General features: G+C 55.6%; 20 protein-coding genes. 6 read left to right on the forward strand and 14 right to left on the reverse strand.

What is annotated here, in order from left to right:
- Positions 1-36 precede the first annotated feature (36 nt).
- Complete coding sequence (locus IEY52_RS02380; RefSeq protein WP_188999232.1) at positions 37-297, forward strand: hypothetical protein; 261 nt, start codon at positions 37-39, stop codon at positions 295-297.
- A gap of 177 nt (positions 298-474) precedes the next feature.
- Here IEY52_RS02380 and rpmE read toward each other — a convergent pair whose 3' ends face one another.
- From rpmE to mutS, 3 genes are all read right to left on the reverse strand, one after another.
- Positions 475-693, reverse strand: coding sequence for a 50S ribosomal protein L31 (gene rpmE / locus IEY52_RS02385; protein WP_188999235.1), 219 nt, complete (start codon positions 691-693; stop codon positions 475-477).
- Positions 694-833: 140 nt separating this feature from the next.
- The gene (gene mutL / locus IEY52_RS02390; protein WP_188999238.1) at positions 834-2,486 is read right to left on the reverse strand and encodes a DNA mismatch repair endonuclease MutL; all 1,653 of its coding nucleotides are present in this window, start codon (positions 2,484-2,486) and stop codon (positions 834-836) included.
- Complete coding sequence (gene mutS / locus IEY52_RS02395; protein WP_229684612.1) at positions 2,483-5,005, reverse strand: DNA mismatch repair protein MutS; 2,523 nt, start codon at positions 5,003-5,005, stop codon at positions 2,483-2,485. The genes mutL and mutS overlap by 4 nt, the downstream gene beginning before the upstream one ends.
- Positions 5,006-5,242: 237 nt before the next feature.
- Between mutS and IEY52_RS02400 the strand changes: the two genes are divergently transcribed.
- A complete protein-coding gene (locus tag IEY52_RS02400) occupies positions 5,243-5,749 on the forward strand; it encodes a hypothetical protein (protein WP_188999241.1) in 507 nt (168 codons plus the stop codon).
- A 59-nt stretch (positions 5,750-5,808) separates the two neighbouring features.
- Here the strand turns inward: IEY52_RS02400 and IEY52_RS02405 are convergent, their stop codons facing one another.
- The 6 genes from IEY52_RS02405 to IEY52_RS02430 form a co-directional block, all read right to left on the reverse strand.
- On the reverse strand, positions 5,809-6,543 hold the full coding sequence (locus tag IEY52_RS02405; protein WP_188999245.1) for an AIM24 family protein: 735 nt from the start codon (positions 6,541-6,543) through the stop codon (positions 5,809-5,811).
- A 3-nt stretch (positions 6,544-6,546) separates the two neighbouring features.
- Positions 6,547-7,191: an AIM24 family protein gene (locus IEY52_RS02410; RefSeq protein ID WP_188999248.1), complete on the reverse strand. Its 645-nt coding sequence runs from the start codon at positions 7,189-7,191 to the stop codon at positions 6,547-6,549.
- A 2-nt stretch (positions 7,192-7,193) separates the two neighbouring features.
- Entirely contained in the window at positions 7,194-7,811 is a 618-nt protein-coding gene (locus IEY52_RS02415; RefSeq protein WP_229684613.1) for an AIM24 family protein, read from the reverse strand.
- A gap of 35 nt (positions 7,812-7,846) precedes the next feature.
- Positions 7,847-8,458 (reverse strand): cyclase family protein, encoded by a 612-nt coding sequence (locus tag IEY52_RS02420; RefSeq protein ID WP_188999251.1) that lies wholly within the window; start codon positions 8,456-8,458, stop codon positions 7,847-7,849.
- Positions 8,455-9,969 (reverse strand): hypothetical protein, encoded by a 1,515-nt coding sequence (locus tag IEY52_RS02425; RefSeq protein ID WP_188999254.1) that lies wholly within the window; start codon positions 9,967-9,969, stop codon positions 8,455-8,457. Before IEY52_RS02425 ends, IEY52_RS02420 begins: the two co-directional genes overlap by 4 nt.
- 146 nt (positions 9,970-10,115) lie before the next feature.
- Positions 10,116-10,433 (reverse strand): DMT family transporter, encoded by a 318-nt coding sequence (locus IEY52_RS02430; RefSeq protein WP_188999256.1) that lies wholly within the window; start codon positions 10,431-10,433, stop codon positions 10,116-10,118.
- Between the two features lie 428 nt (positions 10,434-10,861).
- On the opposite strand from IEY52_RS02430, the gene IEY52_RS02435 reads away from it, so the two are divergent.
- Positions 10,862-11,209, forward strand: coding sequence for an immunity protein CdiI family protein (locus IEY52_RS02435; RefSeq protein WP_188999259.1), 348 nt, complete (start codon positions 10,862-10,864; stop codon positions 11,207-11,209).
- A 5-nt stretch (positions 11,210-11,214) separates the two neighbouring features.
- On the opposite strand, the gene IEY52_RS02440 is transcribed toward IEY52_RS02435, so the two are convergent.
- The 5 genes from IEY52_RS02440 to IEY52_RS02460 all read right to left on the reverse strand — a co-directional run bounded on the left by IEY52_RS02440 (position 11,215) and on the right by IEY52_RS02460 (position 15,633).
- Positions 11,215-11,934 (reverse strand): YkgJ family cysteine cluster protein, encoded by a 720-nt coding sequence (locus tag IEY52_RS02440; RefSeq protein WP_188999261.1) that lies wholly within the window; start codon positions 11,932-11,934, stop codon positions 11,215-11,217.
- A 102-nt stretch (positions 11,935-12,036) separates the two neighbouring features.
- A complete protein-coding gene (gene tmk, locus IEY52_RS02445; RefSeq protein WP_188999263.1) occupies positions 12,037-12,654 on the reverse strand; it encodes a dTMP kinase in 618 nt (205 codons plus the stop codon).
- Complete coding sequence (locus IEY52_RS02450) at positions 12,655-13,407, reverse strand: Nif3-like dinuclear metal center hexameric protein (protein WP_188999278.1); 753 nt, start codon at positions 13,405-13,407, stop codon at positions 12,655-12,657.
- A 97-nt stretch (positions 13,408-13,504) separates the two neighbouring features.
- Positions 13,505-14,161 (reverse strand): TrmB family transcriptional regulator, encoded by a 657-nt coding sequence (locus IEY52_RS02455; RefSeq protein ID WP_188999281.1) that lies wholly within the window; start codon positions 14,159-14,161, stop codon positions 13,505-13,507.
- Positions 14,162-14,283: 122 nt separating this feature from the next.
- Positions 14,284-15,633 (reverse strand): S41 family peptidase, encoded by a 1,350-nt coding sequence (locus tag IEY52_RS02460; RefSeq protein WP_188999284.1) that lies wholly within the window; start codon positions 15,631-15,633, stop codon positions 14,284-14,286.
- Positions 15,634-15,949: 316 nt separating this feature from the next.
- On the opposite strand from IEY52_RS02460, the gene ftsE reads away from it, so the two are divergent.
- Genes ftsE through IEY52_RS02475 form a run of 3 tightly spaced genes read left to right on the forward strand, consistent with a single transcriptional unit; the run spans position 15,950 to position 18,935 of the window.
- Positions 15,950-16,633 (forward strand): cell division ATP-binding protein FtsE, encoded by a 684-nt coding sequence (gene ftsE, locus IEY52_RS02465; protein WP_188999287.1) that lies wholly within the window; start codon positions 15,950-15,952, stop codon positions 16,631-16,633.
- Positions 16,630-17,499, forward strand: a complete 870-nt coding sequence (locus IEY52_RS02470; RefSeq protein WP_188999289.1) for a cell division protein FtsX — start codon at positions 16,630-16,632, stop codon at positions 17,497-17,499. Before ftsE ends, IEY52_RS02470 begins: the two co-directional genes overlap by 4 nt.
- Complete coding sequence (locus IEY52_RS02475; RefSeq protein ID WP_188999292.1) at positions 17,499-18,935, forward strand: M23 family metallopeptidase; 1,437 nt, start codon at positions 17,499-17,501, stop codon at positions 18,933-18,935. Before IEY52_RS02470 ends, IEY52_RS02475 begins: the two co-directional genes overlap by 1 nt.
- Positions 18,936-19,070: the final 135 nt, after the last annotated feature.

Raw genomic sequence — 19,070 nt, forward strand, 5'->3', positions numbered from 1 at the left:
TCCGCTTCAGCCTGACCCCATGAAAGGAGCTTGATCATGCCTCTGACCGATCTTCAAAACCTGATTGAACATGACCTGCGAGGTGCAGAAGAAGCCCTGCAAACCGCTGAAACACATCCTGATTTGCACAGCAGGGTGTGTTTTCTGGAAAGGGCCAGACTGCAGCTCACTGCAGTCGCCGCAGAATGCCAGCGTCAAGATTTTCACATGTTTGACCTGACCATTGCCAGCCTGCAAAACCGCATGGCTGCCCTCACACCAGAGCGCACCCCTCCCCTGCAGGCAGCTGGTTTTTGAACGCATTTCACAAAAGCATGAGGCACAGAAGCACAAGAAGTTGCTTCCTGGATTGGTGTTTTTTGCAACAGAAGGATTCAGAAGCATCATCTGTTTCACCGATCAACGCAATAAAAACCATCTGACCCAAAGCAAAACCCCCGAGACATCTCGGGGGTTTGATTCAGAAGTGAAAAATCACTTCTTCTTGTTGCGGTAGCTGTCACCAAAGCGCTTGGTGAATTTGTCCACGCGACCTTCGGTGTCGACGAAGCGGTCTTCGCCGGTCCAGAAGGGGTGCACACCACTCCACACGTCCACGTGGATTTCGGGCTTGGTGGAGTAGGTTTCCATCACAACTTGACCCTGGTAGATGATCTTGCAGGGAACGACTTTGGGGTGAATGCTCTTCTTCATGGGACTCCTCCAGCACTGCGTTCTGCCTGTTTTCGGGGTGAATTCTGGGCTTATGGCGCAGTCAACTTTGCGATTATATCACAGATGCTGCAGAAGGCAAAAGGCTGAAGGCAAAGGCAAAAAATGCTGTTGCATAAGCTTTATTCGCCTTCGACCTTCTGCTTTCTGCCTTCTGCTTCTTTGAGGTCCCGCCCCCGTGCCAGATCCCGCACCCCTCTGCGTCCGAAAGCATGGGCAATGTCCCGTTCAGACAGCCTGAGGGTGGTGGGCCGTCCGTGTGGGCAGACCCAGGGATTTTGACAATTTTTCAGGCCGTTCATCAGGTCCTGGCCGTGGTCCATGCGAATCTGCCCGGCTTTCAGGGCAGGCAGACAGGCCAGTCTTGCCAGCACATCCCGTTCCGGGTCACTGCCAGAAACAGCAGAGTCAATCACCAGTTGCACAGCGTTCTGGATGGGCAGTTTGCTGAGGGCCTGCGGAATGGAGCGCACACGCACCAGGTTTGCTCCGAACGGTTCCAGCAGGAATCCCCAGCGAACCAGCACCGGGGCGCGTTCCAGCAGGATGCCCAGTGCCTCTGATCCCAGTTGCACCATCTCAGGACTGGTGAGCTCCAGGGGTTCAGCCTGCCTGAATGCAGCTTGCAGTTTTTCGTACCAGATGCGTTCAAACGCAGCATGGGCATCAATGACCCACAAATCCCCCTCGGACTCTGCCAGGAAGTAGAGTTCGCGGTACACCCCAATCATGCGGAAATCTGGCAGAGCATTGGTGTCCTGGATGGGTTCAGTCACCACCCTGGGTTGCGGAGCAGCCTGGGCAAGCGGGTGCTGCAAAAGCGATGCCTTGACCACGGCTTTGAGGGTTTCCAGCACCTCGGACAGGTTCTGAAACGCCACCTGGGTTTTGGTGGGGTGGATGTTGACATCCAGGGTCTCTGGAGGCAGGTTCAAATTCAGGATGCAGGTGGGGGCCTGGCCTGCGGGTAGGAATTCCCCGTAACCCGAGATAATGGCATTCTCCAATTCATTTGAAGCCTGAATCGGCCTACCATTGACAGCGAGGTGCATGCGGTCGCGCCTCGGGCGGGTGAGTTCCGGCCTGGAAATCACCCCCTGAACCATGGGGGTTTGAACATTCATCATGCGGTTGGCACTGAGGGGGCCAAAAACAGTGCCGACTGCATGGATGAGATCGCTGCTGACATGCTGAAATTTCAGCTCTCCATCCAGCGTCAATTTGAAACCGACCTGGGGATGGTGCAGGATGTAGCGCCCCACCAGCATGATGATGTCCCGGTATTCACTGGATGGTTGCAGTTGGATCCTCAGGCGGGCAGGAAGGTCTTCAAAGAGCTTCATGACCGTGACTTTGGTTCCTGCAGGACAGGCCGTGGCAGACACCCGAATGCGGTCCTGAAAAGCAAACAGTTCCATGCCACCCAGTTGCTGTTGCGGACGGGTGGTGATTTGCAGGTATCCTGCGTAGGCAATGCTCCACAGGGCCTCTCCGCGAAAACCCAGGGTTTTGATGGCATGCACGTCCTGCATGTCCTGGATCTTGCTGGTGGCATGTCTCAAAGGCGCTTTCGCCAGATCTTCTGCCGAGATGCCCACCCCATTGTCCCGCACGCTGATGGAGGTCAGGCCTCCACCAGCAAGCTCAATGTCGATGCGGGTGGCCTGGGCATCCAGGGCATTGTCGATGAGTTCCCGCACCACATCCAGGGGCCGGGTGATCACTTCTCCAGCGGCAATCAGGCGCTGGATGTCCACAGGAAGAATGTGAATCATGACGGCTCTCCTGCGTGCAGCAACATCTGCAAGTCATGGAGGGCTTTTAAAGCCTCCAGAGGGGTGAGCCGACTGACTTCCAGGGTGCTGAGACGGCGCATGGCTTCATGGTACTGCTCCTGCTCTCTGGCCCGGAAAGACCTGAGCAAACGGTCGGCCCTGTCGGTGACGCCTGAAGGAAGTCCAGCAAGTTTTGCCACACTGACCCCGTAGGATTCACTGGCCGCCCCTTCCATCACCTGATGGTAGAACACCAGACCTCCGGCTTCTTCCTGGGCAGCCACGTGAAGGTTGACCACACCGGGCAGTTTGCTCTCCAGGTGGGTGAGTTCAAAGTAGTGGGTGGCGTACAGGGTATAAGCCCCCAGCACCTGCAGGTGCTCCAGGCTGGACCACGCAATGGCCAGTCCATCCAGGGTGGAGGTTCCGCGTCCCACCTCATCCAGAATGATCAGGCTTCTGGGGGTGGCGGTGTGCAGGATGCTGGCCAGTTCGGTCATCTCCACCATGAAGGTGCTGCGGCCTCCTGCCAGGTCATCGCTGGCCCCAATGCGGGTGTGGATGGCATCAAAGAGGGGAAGCTGTGCAGTTTCTGCAGGCACAAACGATCCCACCTGATGCAGCAGGGCACACAGGGCCACCATCCTGAGGTAGGTGCTTTTCCCGGCCATGTTGGGACCCGTGATCACCAGCAGATGGCGGGAGGGATGCATCAGGGCATCGTTGGGAATGAAGTTTTCTCCCAGGTTTTTCTCCACCACCGGGTGTCTGGCCTGATGCAAACGCAATTCAGAAGACAGGCTGGGTTTGATCCAGTGGTGTTCTGCTGCAACTTCTGCCAGGGTGCAGAGCACATCCAGATCTGAGAACGCGGAAGCCAGCAGAGACAGGTGCTCTGCATGGGTTTTCAGTTCATCTCTCAGATGCTGGAACACTTCGTTTTCCAGGGCCATGGCTGCAGTTTCTGCACGGGAAATCTGGCGTTCACGGTTCCGGATGTCCGGGCGCACAAATCTGGCCCGGTCTTTGAGGGTGGCAATCTGGTGGTAATCGTCCGGGATTTTGCTGAAATGGGCGCTGGTGACTTCCAGGTAATACCCGAACACCTGGTTGTAACTCACCTTGAGGTTGCCAATGCCGGTTCTGGACCGTTCGATCTGTTCCAGATTGGCCATCCAGGTGCGGCCGTCCAGCGCTTCCTGACGCAGGGCATCCAGATCTGCATTGAAACCGTCCCGGATCAGGCCGCCTTCTGAAAGCTTGATGGGTGGATCCTCCACCAGCGCAGCACGGATCAGGGCCACCGCTTCGGGCAAATCCCCCAGCCTGCTTTTCAAATCCTGCAAAAGTCCAGAAAACCCCTGCAAAGCTTCTTGCAATTCAGGGAGCAGTTCCAGGGTGCGGGCCAGGGCAGCCACTTCACGGGGAGTGGCTCTGCCTGTGCTGACCCGTGCAGAAAGCCGTTCCAGATCATGGGCACGGTAAAGCTGGCTGCGAATCTTGTTGCGGGCAACAGATTGTTTCATCAGGTCTTCCACAGCCTGCAGGCGGGCAGCAATCAGGCCTTCATCCAGCAGGGGTTGCCTGAGCCACGCCCTGAGCCTGCGTTTTCCGCCAGAGGTGCGGGTTTCTGAAAGCACATCCAGCAGGGTCAGGCTTCCTGCACTGTTGGGTTTGAAGACTTCAAGGGCATTCAGGGTGCTTTCGGGCAGGTGCATGTGGGCACCCGGATCAAAGCGGGTCAGGCGGGTCACCATGGTCAGCTGCCCTTGCTGGGCAAAACTGGCATACATCAGGGCAGCACCGCAAGCACGCCGCAAAGCCATGTTCTCCAGGTAATCTGGAATGCGCCCAAACTGGCCCAGCAACGCCTGATCGCATTCTTCTGCCTCAAAGCGGGTTTCACTGAACATGATGGGAAATCGGGCCTGAAATTCGGCGTACAGCACAGGATTGTCTTTCAGTTCTGGAGACAGCAGCAGCTCTCTGGGACGGTGTTTGGACAGCTCATCGTAAAGGGCACTTCTGGAGGTGAGGAGGGCACATTTGAATTCTCCGGTGGAGACATCCAGCAAGGCCAGCGCGTACCCATCTCCGGTGGCCACAGCCCCCAGGTAATTTTCATCGGGGCTGAGCAACCGTTCTTCTGTGAGGGTTCCGGGGGTCAGGAGCTGGGTGACATTGCGGTGCACCAGTCCGCCACCGGGCTCTTCAAGCTGGTCTGCAATGGCCACTTTGGTGCCCAGATGCAGCAGCTTTTCCACATGGGGATCCAGTGCCCGGATGGGAATTCCAGCCATGGGGGTGGTGAAATCTTTGCTGGTCTTGTGGGTGAGCGTGATCCCCAGCAAACGGGACAGCCGCTCTGCGTCCTCTCCGAACGCCTCGTAGAAGTCTCCCACCTGAAACAGCAGCAGGTGGTCTGCATATTGATCGCGCAGTTGCACGTATTGTTCCAGCATGGGGGGCAAGGCCCCGTCACCTGTTCCTTTTAACACCAGTCTTCCCGTCAGGGACATAGACCCACAGTATAGCAGGATTTCAAATGTTTGTAGCAGAATTTAAATGATCTGATACTGAATGGACAGAATTTTGATGGAGATTTTCAAAACAGAAGGCCCAGATGCATGAAGCCTGCACAGCAGAATTTTCTGCTTGCTCTTTGTTTGCTCTGTGCCTGACGGTAGGAAACCCAACGGTCCATGTCCAATTGCAGGCCCACAATGGTTCTGAAAACAACCTTAGGAGGTCATTCCATGTCCAGAATCACTGCCCTCTTTGATGATGCAGCCCAGACCCAGGCAGCCTTGCAGGAACTCAGGGCACTGGGAATCAGCGACCAGCACATTCTGCTCAGCCACCAGAGTGATTTTGCAGCACAAACCGAAGCGTCACAGGACGTGGCTGCTGGCCCCACCGAAGACGGAACCCTGGACCAGACCATCCTGGAGGATGTGGCCGTTCAGAGTGCAAATCGGGACCTGTACTACCTGCCTCCCAACAACACCATGGCTCCCTCTGGACTGGGAACGCTGGGAACGCCTCTGGTGGTGCCCACTTACCGTCCCCACAACCACCAGCTGGCCACCGAGCATCTGAACCTGGGAAGCACCTCTGAAGATTCAGAACAGGAAATTCGTTTTTATCAGGAGGCCCTGCAAAACGGCAAAATGCTGGTCTCGGTGCTCACCGAGGACAGCGTGCAGGAAGAACATGCCCGGGATGTGCTGGCAAAACATGGTGGACACTTTTTTGCCAATTGAACAACCAGGAGGAAACTTTTCAGCTCCCTCCTGATCAGAAACCAGAAACCTGCAATTGTTTATCGGTTGTTGAGTCGCTGTTCCAGCAAGCCTTTCAGGGTCTGCATCTCGCTTTGTTGCAACTGGTTCATGTCGCTGATCATGCTTTGCAGCAGGGAGGTGCCCCTGAGCGCCCCCTCAGAAGACTGGATGATCACGGTGCCCTGACCTGTGAAGTTGATCTGTTTCTCCTCGCCACTGGAGGTCAGGCCCAGCATGCTGGCCCCCAGGCTCAGGGCACTGCGCACATAACCATAATCGTGGTGGAATGAAGGGGTGGGGCAATCTGCCCAGCCAAGCAAAGCTTCCGGGTCCACACGCACAGGTGGTTCCATGAAATGCACCATGCCACTGCTGGAAGCCAGCATCTTTCCACTGCCCAGCAAGGTCACGTAACCGGGGGTCACGCACTCCTCGCAGGTCAGGGTGGGTTCATAGGCCAGCAGGTTGACCGCCTTGATGGTCATGTTGGCGTTTTCCAGGTCGTAACTGTTGATGTGGTTGCCGTTGTCTCCCACAATCAGTTTTCCCCTGCCTGACGCCACAATGTAATCCCCACCATAAGCCGGGGCATTGAAGGAATTGGAAACGATCATGTCGATGATGCTGGAACCCAGGGCTTCAAAGCGCAAATTGCCGTAATAAGCAATCATTTTGCCTTTGCGCACGATGTAATCTTTGACCACATCGACGCTAAAAGCGTAAGGGTTGATGTTGTCATTGACCGGCAGGGTGTTGGGATTCAAGAGGTCCATGGTTTACCTTTCGTCTGCCTGCACGTAAACGGTGCCCTGGCCCGTGAATTTGAATTGAAAGCTTTCTCCTGAACCCTGTCCCACAAAGGTTTTCCAGTTGACATCGGTGTGGATCTGGGTGGTCAGGTGACCTTTGTGTCCCACATAAGCCTGAGGGTCCACGAAAATGGGGCGGCTCTGGTCCACCTGCAGTTCAATCAAATCTCCCGAAGAAAGGATCACCACTTCTCCGTTGCCGTCCAGGGTGGTGGTGAACAGACCCTGCCCTGCCATGGCACCACGCACCAGACCGCCCACTCCACCCTGGTTGCCCAGAAATTCAGTGCCCGGACGGATGGACTGGTCAAAGGCCAGCACGCTGTCGCTTTCCACATACAGGCGCTCTCCTCCCAGAGAGATGATGTTGACCATCATGCCCCGGTGACCGTACAGTACGGTTCCTCTGCCTCTGGCTTTCATCAGGTGCAGGCCCTCTCCGGTCACCTGACGCACGGTGGCTTCACGCAGGCTGCCCCCACTCAGGAAAGCACCCTGAAACTGGATGTCTCCGGTGTAGGCCAGCATTGAGCCTTTCTTGGCATACAGGTCTTCATTGCCGTTCAGGTCCACCTGAATCAGGGTTTCATTGATTTTGGCGTATCTGGCCATGTTCACCTCTCTGCGGGCTGAATGTACACCACGCCCTGTCCTGAAAATCTCAGTTGAAAGCTTTCACCGGAGTCCTGGCCCACAAAGGTCTTCCAGTTCACATCGAACACAAAATCCTGCTGCAGGTTGCCCTTGTAAGCAATAAAAGCATCCGGGTCCACGCAGAGGGGGGTCTGGGGAGAGACTTCCAGAGCAATGATCGGGCCTTCTGAAAGCAGAGTGACGGAACCGTGCCCTTCCACCGTGGTGGTGAAAAAACCCTGTCCGGAGGTCATGCCCCGGAGGCCCCGGAACACCACATCGGTTTTGATGGATTGATCATAAGCCAGCAGACTGCTGCTTTCCACAAACAGTTTCTCGCCCATCAGGGGCATCACGTTGACTTCACGGGCATCTTTGGCAAAATAGATGGTTCCACTGCCCTGGCAGACCATCAGGGGAATGCCCTCTCCGGTGGCCGCACGTTTCAGGGCCTTGAAGATGCCCCCTCCACCCAGGGTGGATTTTTCAAATTTGATGTTGCCTTCATAGGCCACCATGGATCCTGCCAGTGCAAAGATTTTTTCGTTGGAAATTTGCACCTGCAGCATGCGTTTGTTTTTGTTTTCAAATCTAGGCACGCGCTCTCCTTTGGTTCTTTGGTTTCTTTTGATTTCTACAGTGCTCTGAAAATGGCTCTGGCGGGGGCACCATCTGCATCTGCCAGATTCAGGGGCAGGCAGATCAGTTCATAGGTTTTGAATTCGGTCTCGGTCAGGTTCACCCCTTCCAGAATCAGGATGTTGTTTCTCAGGCAGGCCTGATGGGCAGGCAAATCTTTGGAGGTCAGGTGGTCCACACTGGGGGCATCGGTGACCAGCATTTTGACGCCACGCGCTCCCAGCAGGTCAATCAGTTCTGGACTGAAGAAGCTGAATTCTGTGGGGAAAGTGGTCCATTCGGCAGGCTGACCTGTGAAGAAAGCCACTCGCTCAGGCAGATTTTCCAGCCCATCCAGCAAACTTGCAGGCAACTGTTGATGGCCTCTGGCATCCAGCACCAGACAGGGTCCAATCAGCAGGTCCAGTGGGATTTCTCCAAGTCTGGCCCCCTGATCGCTGTAATGGTACGGAGCGTCCAGGTGGGTGCCCAGGTGGGTGGTGGTGGAGAACATCCCCACATTGACGGTGTCCCCGTTCTGAATTTGCATGGTGGCCTGAAATGTGAAGGGCGTGTCTCCCGGCCAGGTGGGAAACCCGTGGGTCAATTTGCGGGTGAGGTCAATCATTGGTCCCCATCATAAGGGGTGGCTGGCAGGCGGGTGAGGTCCACAGACACAGGTTTCCAGGTCTGGTCTTTCTGCAGGGTGAGGGTCAGGCCATACCTGGGGCCAAAGATGCCGTAGTCTCCTCCGTCCTCAGGAAGCTTGCCGTAATCCACGGTCAGGTAAAGCTGGGCTTGCTGAGGGGTGTCCTGCAGAAACTGCATGCTGTACCAGTTGAAATCTCCCAGTTGCTCGGGTTCGATGCCCAGAAGTGGGGTCCAGTTTTTGCCCTGCTCCCGTGCAACTCTGGCCCGGTCCATCAGGGCAGCCCACTGCTCGGGGGTGCGTTTGGCGTCTTTGTCAAAAACCTTCCCATTGACCTCTGCCAGGTTGTAAAGGTCCTGCAGAAATTTCAGAGCGGTATCCAGAGCATCATCTTTCACCAGGATCAGGGTGTTCTTGCTCATGCGGTAAGCCTGCAATTTCAGGGAGCCACTGCTGCCGTTGCCCACCACCACATCTGAGAGCCCATTGCTGCGCCGCACCGCATGCTGCAGATTGAAGGTGTAGTCCTGGTCTTTGCCTTTGCTGGGAAAAGTCAAGCCTGTGGCAGTCACTTTGAATCCTGAAGCCGTCTTGTCAATGAGCAAGACACCCAATTGACCCGATTTCACATGTGCATTTTTGGCGTTGCCTTTGACCAGGGTCAGCACCTGCTTGCTTCCTGCAGTGGTGAAACCACCCACCACAGAGGTGTAGGTGATGTCTTCTGGAGCCAGTCCGGCCAGCACACCATATTCGTTGTACCCCAGGGTGCTCAGGGAATCTTTGATGTCTGGCAGGTAGCCTTCAATCCAGCGCCTCAGCTCATCCGGGGCTTTCTGCAGCACCCCTGCAATCTGGCTTTCCTTGCCCAGCAAAATCAATTCTGACACTCTGGCCAGCACCGAATAGGTGTCTTCCAGTTTGTCAATGTCTGTGAACCAGCCCCCAATCAGTCCAGGAAAGGCCCTGGTGTTGACGGCATAATGCCCATTCACATAAGAGTAAACCTCTGGAAGGGCCACACTCTCTGCAAAACTCATCCCAAAGCCATAAGCAAAACGCCAGTCTGCAGTCACCAGTTCCAGGGGACCCTTGCCATCCAGTTGCCTGGGGTCCAGTGCGTCTGAGTGGGCAGTCTCAATGTGGGCCAGCTTTCTGGGAGGGGTGGTGAGGGAATACAGGTCATGGGTAAAACAGCAGTGCGCTCCACCCGAAAAGGACCTGAGGTCCACTTCTGGCACGCCATCTCCGGTCACGTCTTTGCACCAGGCCACCTCCATGGACCAGTCGGTCCTGGAAAACACTGTGCCCTTCGGACCTTTGAGGGTCAGTTTCTCTTCATGAAACTCCTCTCCGGAAACAGGCTGAATAATGACGCTGTAATTTCCACATTTGTGGGTCGGTTTGGAGGGGGTGCTCTGGGCGTATCCTGTTCCCAGTGCACCCAGCAGAGCGAGGGCGGCAGAAATTTTCACAATGTGTTGATGCATGAAGGCCTCCAGCCTGAACGGTTTTCCAGGCTTGCTGTCCTCTGCTGAAAGAGGCACAGCAAGCGGTTCTGGCAATGTATTCAAGCTATCACCCTCTTTGATACGCTCCATGTGATCAGGGCGTTCCAGGGGCCTTGAGGAATCCTTTAACTGTGTTTGTCCACCAGATTGAGCCCCACCACCCCTCCCACAATCAGCAGGATGCTGAACAGTTTGGAAGCAGTGAGGGGTTCTTTGAGGAAGAGGGCTCCCAGAAGCACGATCAGGGCAGTGCCCAGACCAGACGCCACAGCGTAAGCTGTTCCCACTGGCATGACTTTTAAGCTCAGAGACAGAAAATAAAATCCCAGACCGTATCCCACCATCACGATCAGGGTGGGAATCAGGCGGGTGAAGCCTTCGGAGGACTTCAGGGCTGCAGTGGCAATCACATCTGCAAGAATGGAAAGCATCAAAAATGGCATGGTTTCACCTGGGACAAAGTCCCTGTTGTTGTGCGCTTTTGTTGCCAGAATCAAAATTTAGAAATCAAGCAGCACCATCAGGCAACAAAGCCAGATGGAACAATGAAAGCACAAAAGCGCAAGAGAACATGTTCGTCAAAAGCTGCCGAAAAGCAGGTTTAACACGTCTTGCTGACCTGTATTGTGGTGTCTTTTTTTGTTTTGCGACTGTCTCTGGATTTACGGTCCCTGGATTTCAGGTCTGACAGCCATTCTTTGCCCGTTTCACCTTGCCTCTGTTGGCCTCCCAGAATCCATGAGAGGTCGCTAGAGTCGAGTACACCCCTGGGTGGGGAAAGGGTACTTGCCCTGGTTCCAGTATACCCGTTCCATGTCAGGGGCAAATGAGCAAAAGCAGCAAATCCATTCTAAAATACGGAAGATCTCTGATGGCACCTCAACACAAACCCACTTTGAAAGTCATGACCGATTACCACTGCTGGCCCCTGTGGATTTCTGATGGGCAGGATTTGTGGAACCCCCACCCCGAGGAACTCCAATTCCCTGCCCAATTGTCCGAAGCCCTGATCGGGTGGGCAGACCAGTTTGACAACATCCTCAATCAGGATGACCCTGCAAGTTCTGATTTTGAGTCTCATGAGCAGGAAGTTGCTTTTGTGACTCTGGGTCTGCAACTGGCCCGGAAGGTCAAATTACGAGTGGGAGAGCAGTATCAGGTGTTTTACTACGATGTGCAGCAGCGCAAATTTGTTGAGATCCTCCTGGAAGAGGACTGAAGTTCTCACTCTACCTGCACAATCTCCTCATGGTACAGCCCGAGTTCCTGCAGCTTCTGCACCACTTTGCGTTTGTTCTTCAGGGTGAGGGCTTCTGCAAAGTCTGCATTGCGGGTCATGGTGACCAGGTACCAGAAATCGCCCCAGATTTGCACGCCCATTTCGCGTTTCATGATCAGGCTGAATCTGTTCCAGGCGGGCATGGAAAGGTCTTCCAGAGGTGCAATGTAATGGGAGTATCCATCAAAAACCTCATCTGACCGGACAATGCGCTGGTACTGTTTGCGTTCTGGAGGGGTCATTTTCTCCAGGGCACCCGCACCACAGAAGTGGGCAGGCATTCCAGAGTAGGTGTCCCGGCAGCGGATCGGGCGGTCTCCGTACAGGGTGCAGCCTCCACTGGCTCTGTCCAGCAGGGGGCAGAACCCCACAAATTTGCGGTGGTTCTCTGCGTACTCATCAGAGGTTTTGCTCTTGTGGGCATTCACCCAGACCTTGTTGGCATGGCGCTGGATTCTGGCGAATTGTTCTTCGGTCAGGCTTTCAGAGATGGTGAGGGCCTCTGCCCAGCTGATGCGAATGGGCATGTCGCAGCATTTGAAGCACCCCGCCTGACAGTAGATCCTGCCTTCCTGGGCGGTGTAATCCTCAATCCAGCGTTTGGCCTGATCATCGTATTTCTGGTAGGCCTTGCGGACTTCCTTGGTGATGTTCTTCTGGTTCATGGAGACCTCAACAGGAGCGCAGCAGGCAGGAACAAACCTGTCTGCTGTTTTCCTTATTAAACCCTTTTTGGACTTGTCTGAATCTGACAGCCTGTGTTTGCTTCAGGGTCTGAACACCAGGGTGCTCTGGACCACATGCAGAATTTCTGCATGCAGTTCTTCGGGGGTGCGGGTGGCATCCAGCACGTAAAAACGCTCAGGTTCAGCGGTGGCGAGGTTCAGAAAACCTTCGCGGACCCGCTCATGAAATTGCAGATCGGCCTGTTCCAGACGGTCAAATTGACCTCTGGCAGCAGCCCGTTCCAGTCCGATTTCGGGCTGCAAATCCAGCAGGAAAGTCAGGTGGGGTCTTAAACCTCCGGTGGCTTCCCAGGTGACATCTTGCAGGAAACGCAAATCCAGCCCCCGGCCAAACCCCTGGTAGGCCAGGCTGGAATCAAAGTAGCGGTCACACAGCACGATGTCTCCCTGTTGCAGGGCAGGACGGATCACTTCACGGACCAGCTGTGAACGGCTGGCACTGTACAGCAAAAATTCGGTGAGGGGTTCGATGTCCAGACTGACATCTTCCAGCACAATCTGACGGATCTTGTTCCCGGTGGTGGTGCCTCCGGGTTCACGGGTCAGGGTCAGGCTGTACTGGCCTTCCAGAGCCTGAGACAGCATCTTGATCTGGGTACTTTTGCCGCCCCCTTCGGGGCCTTCAAAGGTGATGAACATTCAGAGGCCTGTGGGCAGGTGAATGAACTGCCAGGGCAGGTTGAAGGTGTCTTCCAGTTTGGCAGCCAGCGCACGCACCCCGAAGGTTTCGGTTTCGTAGTGCCCGGCGTAAATCACGTTCACACCGTACTCGAAGGCATCATGGAAGTTCTGGTGTTTGGGTTCTCCGGTCACGAAGGTGTCCAGTCCCTGTGCTGCAGCCAGACCAATGCTGTCTGATGCTGAGCCCGAAATCACACCCACCCGCTTGACGATGCCGCTGCCGCCTCCGTGCACCAGACAGATTTCTCCGGTGGTTTTCTGGATGCGGTCTGAGAAGTCCTGAAGTTCCAGTTCAAAAGGCAATTCTCCCCAGAAACCGATGCTTTTCCCGGCCCACTCTCCAAAGGGTTGCAGATCGCGCAGGTTCAGGGCTTTTGCCAGCATCACATTGTTGCCCACCTCTGGATGTGCGTCCAGCGGGATGTGCATGGCGTAAATGCTCAGTTCGCCCTCCAGGGCTTTCTGGATGCGTTTCTTGAAAGGGCCAGTGATCATCTGGGGTTTGCCCCAGAACAGGCCGTGGTGGGTGATCAGGATGTCTGCTCCAGCATCCACGGCTTCTTCAATGGTTCTGAGGGAGGTGTCTACAGCCACAGCCACCCGGTTCACTTCTTCTTTGCCTTCCACCTGAAGGCCATTGTTGCTGACATCTCTGTAATCGGAGATGCGCAGGTAATCGTTCATCCATCTGACAAGTTCGTCTCGGTGCATAGCAGGAACAGTTTACAGCTTAACCCCCTGTGCTTGCTCTGCCTGCACTGTCCCCCTGCAAGGGGGACAGCCTTGAGCAAAGGCGAAAGGCAGGAGGTCACTTCTTGTTCTGCACCGCCAGAGCAATGTACCCTTCCACCAGTTTCACGATCACCGGGTTGTGGGTGTGCACGCCGTGGGGTTCGCGGTCTCCGCCAAAGTGGGCCACAATGGCCGCTTCGCCATCCCGTGCCACCAGAAAGGCCCGCTGGCCGTTTTTGGCAATGCTGGGAAGTTCGCTGACTTCGGCACGGACCACCTGCACCCCTCTGGAGGTCTGGTTTTCCAGAGCGTCCAGCAGGGGTTCATTTCCAGCCAGATGCACGCTTTTCTTGGCGTTTTCCACCAGGTTTTCTGCCAATGACTTGATGGCAACTTCACCAATCAGGGGGTAAACGGCTTCCGGGGCAGGATCGGGGGCAAGGCGGGCCAGAGAGCGCTCCAGGTTTTCAATGCGTTCGTTGAAAGAGCGTCTGGAGCGGTCCATGAATTCTCTGGCGCTGAGGGGGCTGTACTCCAGGGGGTTTTGCTGCACACGGGTGGCCAGGCCTCGGGCTTCCAGGCGTTCCAGGGTCTCATAAATTTTGGGGCGGGGGATCTGGGCCTGTCTGGCAATGCGGGCAGGGGCTGCCCGTCCGAGTGCAAGAAGGGCAGTGTAGGCTTTGGATTCGTATTCGGTCAGACCCAGAGCTTGCAGGTGGATGGCAGCATTCATATGTCAACAGTGTACTACTCACTGAGTAACATATCTAGTTCCTGTCTGGAATTCTTGAACCCCCACAAAAAAAGAGGAGGGATCTCCCCTCCTCTCAAACCAAAACGTGATGTTGTGCCAGCTCAGTTCTGGTTGAGCACTTCCAGACCTTTTTTCAGAATGGCATCTCCCTCAAGATCCAGACGGGTGCCTTCTTTGGTGGGTTTGCGCTCTGCAACCTGGGTGTAGGTGAATTTGCCCTCTTTATCGGCGGTCAACTCCAGCTCTTTGCCACCAATGGTGACTTTGATTTTCTCGCCTGCGGTGGCTCCAGTGCCTGCCAGGGTCACCACTTTGGGGAAACGGGAGTCTTCGAGGAGCACATCTGGCGTGATGCCTTTCTTGTGAATGCTGGTGCCTTTGGGGGTCAGCCATTCATTGGACACCAGGGCCAGCTTCCCGCCATCTGGCAAATCGTTGATGACGCTCTGGGCCACACCTTTGCCAAAAGTCTTCTCGCCGATGATCTTGGCCCGGTCATTGTCCTGCAAAGCTCCAGCCACGATTTCCGAGGCAGATGCACTGTTGCGGTTGACCAGCACCACCATTTTTCCGGTGTAATCGGTTTTGGAAGCCCTGGCCGAACCGAAGCAGTTGCTGTCAAATGCCTCACCAGGAGCAGTTTCTCTGCCTGTGCGGTCTTTCAGAGACACGATGTTGCCTTTGCTCAGGAAGGCATCTGCCACATAAATGCCCCCACACAGCAGGCCTCCCCCATTGTCCCTCAGGTCCAACACCAGTTTGGAAACCTTCTTGTCGCTCATCTCTTTGATGGCTTTGTCCATCTGGGCAAAAATCTGCTTGTTGTAGAACGTGCGCACCTGCACATAACCCACGTTGCCAGGCAGAATTTCAGAGTAAACCGCATAATCGATCACTTCTTTACGGGTGATCTCGAAGGTGAGTGGCACACCCCCACGGTCAATTTCCAGCTTCACTTTGGTGTTTTCTGCACCCCGGATTTTTTGCACCACCTTGGTGAGGGTCAGTTTGGTGACATCCGCCCCATCCACCTTGACGATGCTGTCTCCGATCTGCAAACCCACCTGCTGGGCAGGCATGCCCGGCAAGAGTTCAGTGATGCTGGCTCCGGTGCCATCCGAATTGGTGGGGGTCAGGGTGGCCCCAATGCCAAAGAACTTGCCTTCCAGCGCCTGCTGATCCATCTCGTTGTCTTCTGGAGGGGTGTAGTAAGTGAATTGATCGTCCAGAGCAGCGATCATGCCAGTGAGCGCCCCTTCCCACAGTTTTTTCTCTTCGACTGGAGTCAGGTACTCGTTCTTGATGGCATTGTAGATTTCCTGAAAGGTCTGTTCCTGCGGGGTGGCATTGGCGGAGGGCATGGTCTGGTAGGACCTGAGCTGCGCATAACCGATGGCCAGCGTTGAGGTCAGTCCCAGCACAACCAGGGCAAGTTTGCCGTTGGGTTTCATGGACCGAGTTTACCGCACACAGGTGAAAAAGAAGTGTGGGGATTTCCCTATTGCACAGGGAATTTAGAGGAAAACCATCTGCCTGAAAGGGTCATCCAGAGCACACCATTGCCGACCAGACAGCCAGCACCTCCATGCATGCTGGGTGCTCCTGCAAGGTAGACACCTGCAGGGGTTCTCATTCCTGCAACACCGGGTTTCCAGTATGCTTACTATGAATGTTTACTCTGGACATCAGAGCCTGCGCTCTCTCAAATTCCCTGCGCCCATCCCTGAAGGTTTTTTCCTTCTGGGACAGGGCCCTCAAAAGGTCAGCATGATTCAACTCAACCACGTCAGTCTGGAATACCCGGTCACCCGCACCCTGGCCCTCGATGACATCAACCTGCACATCCGCAAAGGTGAATTCGTCTACCTGATCGGACGCAGCGGGGCAGGCAAAAGCAGCGTGATGAACCTGATCCTCAAACGCATCAGCCCCACCCGTGGACAGGTGATGATCAACGACGAACCCCTCTCCAAATACCGTGGGGGCAAAGCATCCATTCACCGAAGGCGCATCGGAATGATCTTTCAGGACAACATGCTGCTGCCGCATTTCACGGTGGAAGACAACATCGCGCTGGCCCTCAGGGTCACCAATGTGCCCCAGAAAGACTGGCACCAGCGCATCACCAACGCCCTGAAGATGGTCAGCATGGAACACAAACGCAGTGCCCTGCCCATGCAGCTCTCGCTGGGAGAACAACAACGGGCCGCCATTGCCCGCGCCATTGTCACCAGCCCACCCATGATTCTGGCCGATGAGCCCACCGGAAACCTCGACCCGGAAATCAGCGTGGAGATCATGAAACTCCTGCAACAGATCTGCGTGCGGGGAGCCACCGTGGTGGTCGCCACCCACGCCAAAGAACTGGTGGAAAACTTCCGTCACCGCACCATCACCCTGCGCAAAGGCAAAATTGTGCGCGATGACCCTTACGGGGGTTACGCCCTATGATGTACCACCTCCGGCAGATGTGGGTGGCTGTGCGCGGCACCCTCACCGCCACCTTTGCCACCCTCAGCACCATGACCATCACCCTGGCTGTGCTGGGAGCGGTGATTCTGCTCACCCAGAACCTGGAACGCAACCTGCTCAAGCTGGAATCCGAAGTGGAGATTGGGGTTTTTCTGAAGCAGGGCTCCACCCTGGAATCTGTGGCCCTCGCCATACAAACCCAGTACGGCTCGCTGATCAAGGAAGCCAAACTGGTCACCAGAGAACAGGCCATGCAGGAAATGACCGAGCTGTACCCCTCTTTTGAGCAGGCAGAAGGCCTGGTGGACAATCCCCTTCCAGACACCCTGCGCCTGAAACTCAAAGACCCACAGGACACCAAAAATGTTGCGGAGGCCATCAAAAACTTTGAAGGTGTGGATTCGGTGGAGTACGGGCAGGGCACCATCGACCAGAGCATCAACCTGATCCGGGCGCTCAGGTCTGGAGGCTGGGCCCTGGTGGTGGTGCTGGTGCTGAGCTCCTTCTTCAACATCCTCAATGCCGTGCGGGTGGCCATGTATGCCCGCCGTGAGGAAATCAATGTGATGCGCCTGCTGGGAGCCACACGACGTTTCGTGCGTGCCCCTTACCTGATGGAAGGCATCCTGCTGGGCCTGCTGTCCGGGGCCATTGCCTGCATCATTCTGGTGCCCACTTACGTCAGCCTGGTGGACAGCCTGCAAAAAAGCGTGCCCTTCCTGACCCTGGTCACCGAGCCCATCCGGGTGCTGCAATCCCTGGCTGGACTTTTCCTGTTCGGACTCCTGATTGGTGCAGCAGGAAGCTGGCTGGCCTCCAACCACTACCTCAGGGAAATCGAGTGATGAAAAAAGCCCTGCTGCTCCTCGTGCTGCTGACCGCTGGAGCCGTTGCCCAGACCAGCCAGCAACTGCAAAACCTGGAAGAACAGCTGCGGCAGGCCAGGGTGGTCCGGGACCAGCAACAACAGCGCCTGGACGACCTGAAACTGGGGTTGCAGGCCCTCAGCCTGCAGGAACAGGCGGCCCTGACCACCCTGGAAGAAGTCAATGCCCGGCTGCAAAAACTGCAAAACGACCAGCAAAAAGTCGCCCGGGATGTGGACTTCAAAAAAGCCCAGATTGCCAACCTGGACGGTCAGATTGAAGTCACCGATGCCCGCAACAACCGCCTGAAAACCCAGGTGCAAAGCCTGATGCTGACCCTTTACCGGGAAAAGTCCAACCTTTATGTGGAACTGCTGGCCCAGGAAAAAAACTTTTACGACGTTCTGATCCGGCGGCATTACCTGGACATCCTCAGCAAACAGGACCTCTCAGTGATTGAGGACCTGAGAAGCACCATGAAACAACTGGCGGTTCAGAAAGCAGAACTGGACAAGCTTTCCAATGAGTTGAAAGCCCTGCAGAAACAACTGGCTTCCAAGCTGGAACTGGTGAAAACCGAGAAAGCCAAACAGCAGACGGCCATCAATGCCCTCAAGCAGACCAAATCAGGACAGCAGGCCCTGGTGTACCAGACCAGTCAGGCTGCAGTGCAAACCCAGCAGGACATTGGCAGCATCTTCAACAACATCCTGGCCGAGCGGGAACGCATTGAAGCCGAGCGCAAACGCAAAGAAGAAGAAGAACGCAAACGCCGCGAAGCCGAACAGCGCAGGCTGGCCGAGGAAAAAGCCCGATTGGAACGCCAGCGCAGGTTGGCTGAGGAAAAAGCCCGACTGGAACAGCAGAAAAAACTGGCAGAGCAAAAAGCCCGATTGGAGCAGCAGAAAAAACTGGCCGACTTCAGGGCAGAGCAGGAACGCATCAAAAAAGAACAGGCGGCCATCAAGGCCCGCGAAGACCAGCTGAAACAGCAAGCAGCCATCAGTGCCAGAAACAATGCCCCGCTGCCCACCAGCCTGGGCACCCTGGCTTTCCCCCTCAAAGGTGGACGGGTGGTGGTCCCTTACGGACGAAACGGCCAGCTTTCCACCAGCATTGCAGGAAGCCAGTCCAGTGCTCCGGTCACGGCAGCCGCAGAAGGCCGGGTGATCAGCATCACCATCAACCCCAACCTGGGCACCGTGATCATGCTGGCCCACAACGATGCAGGCAGCATCTACACCATTTACACAGGCCTGCAAAGCCCCACCGTCCGAGAAGGGCAACGCATTTCCAGAGGACAGCTCATCGGGTACACCGGGGGCAGTCCAGTCAGCGACCCCAACACCTTTGACTTCTGGGTGGCGGTCAGGAGCGGCTCCGGTCAGACCTCTTACATTGCTCCCGGATTCTGAACCTGAGGAAGACACCTTATATATATGTGCAAGAGAACCGCCATCTGAAAATCGAAAAACGCCTGAATGGACAGACAGGGTGGTCCCCCATCATGGAGGGCCATGACCAGCAGGCTGCAGCGCCCACACCTTAAT

This window comes from Deinococcus roseus (assembly GCF_014646895.1).
In the GTDB taxonomy this organism is placed as follows: Bacteria; Deinococcota; Deinococci; order Deinococcales; family Deinococcaceae; genus Deinococcus_C; species Deinococcus_C roseus.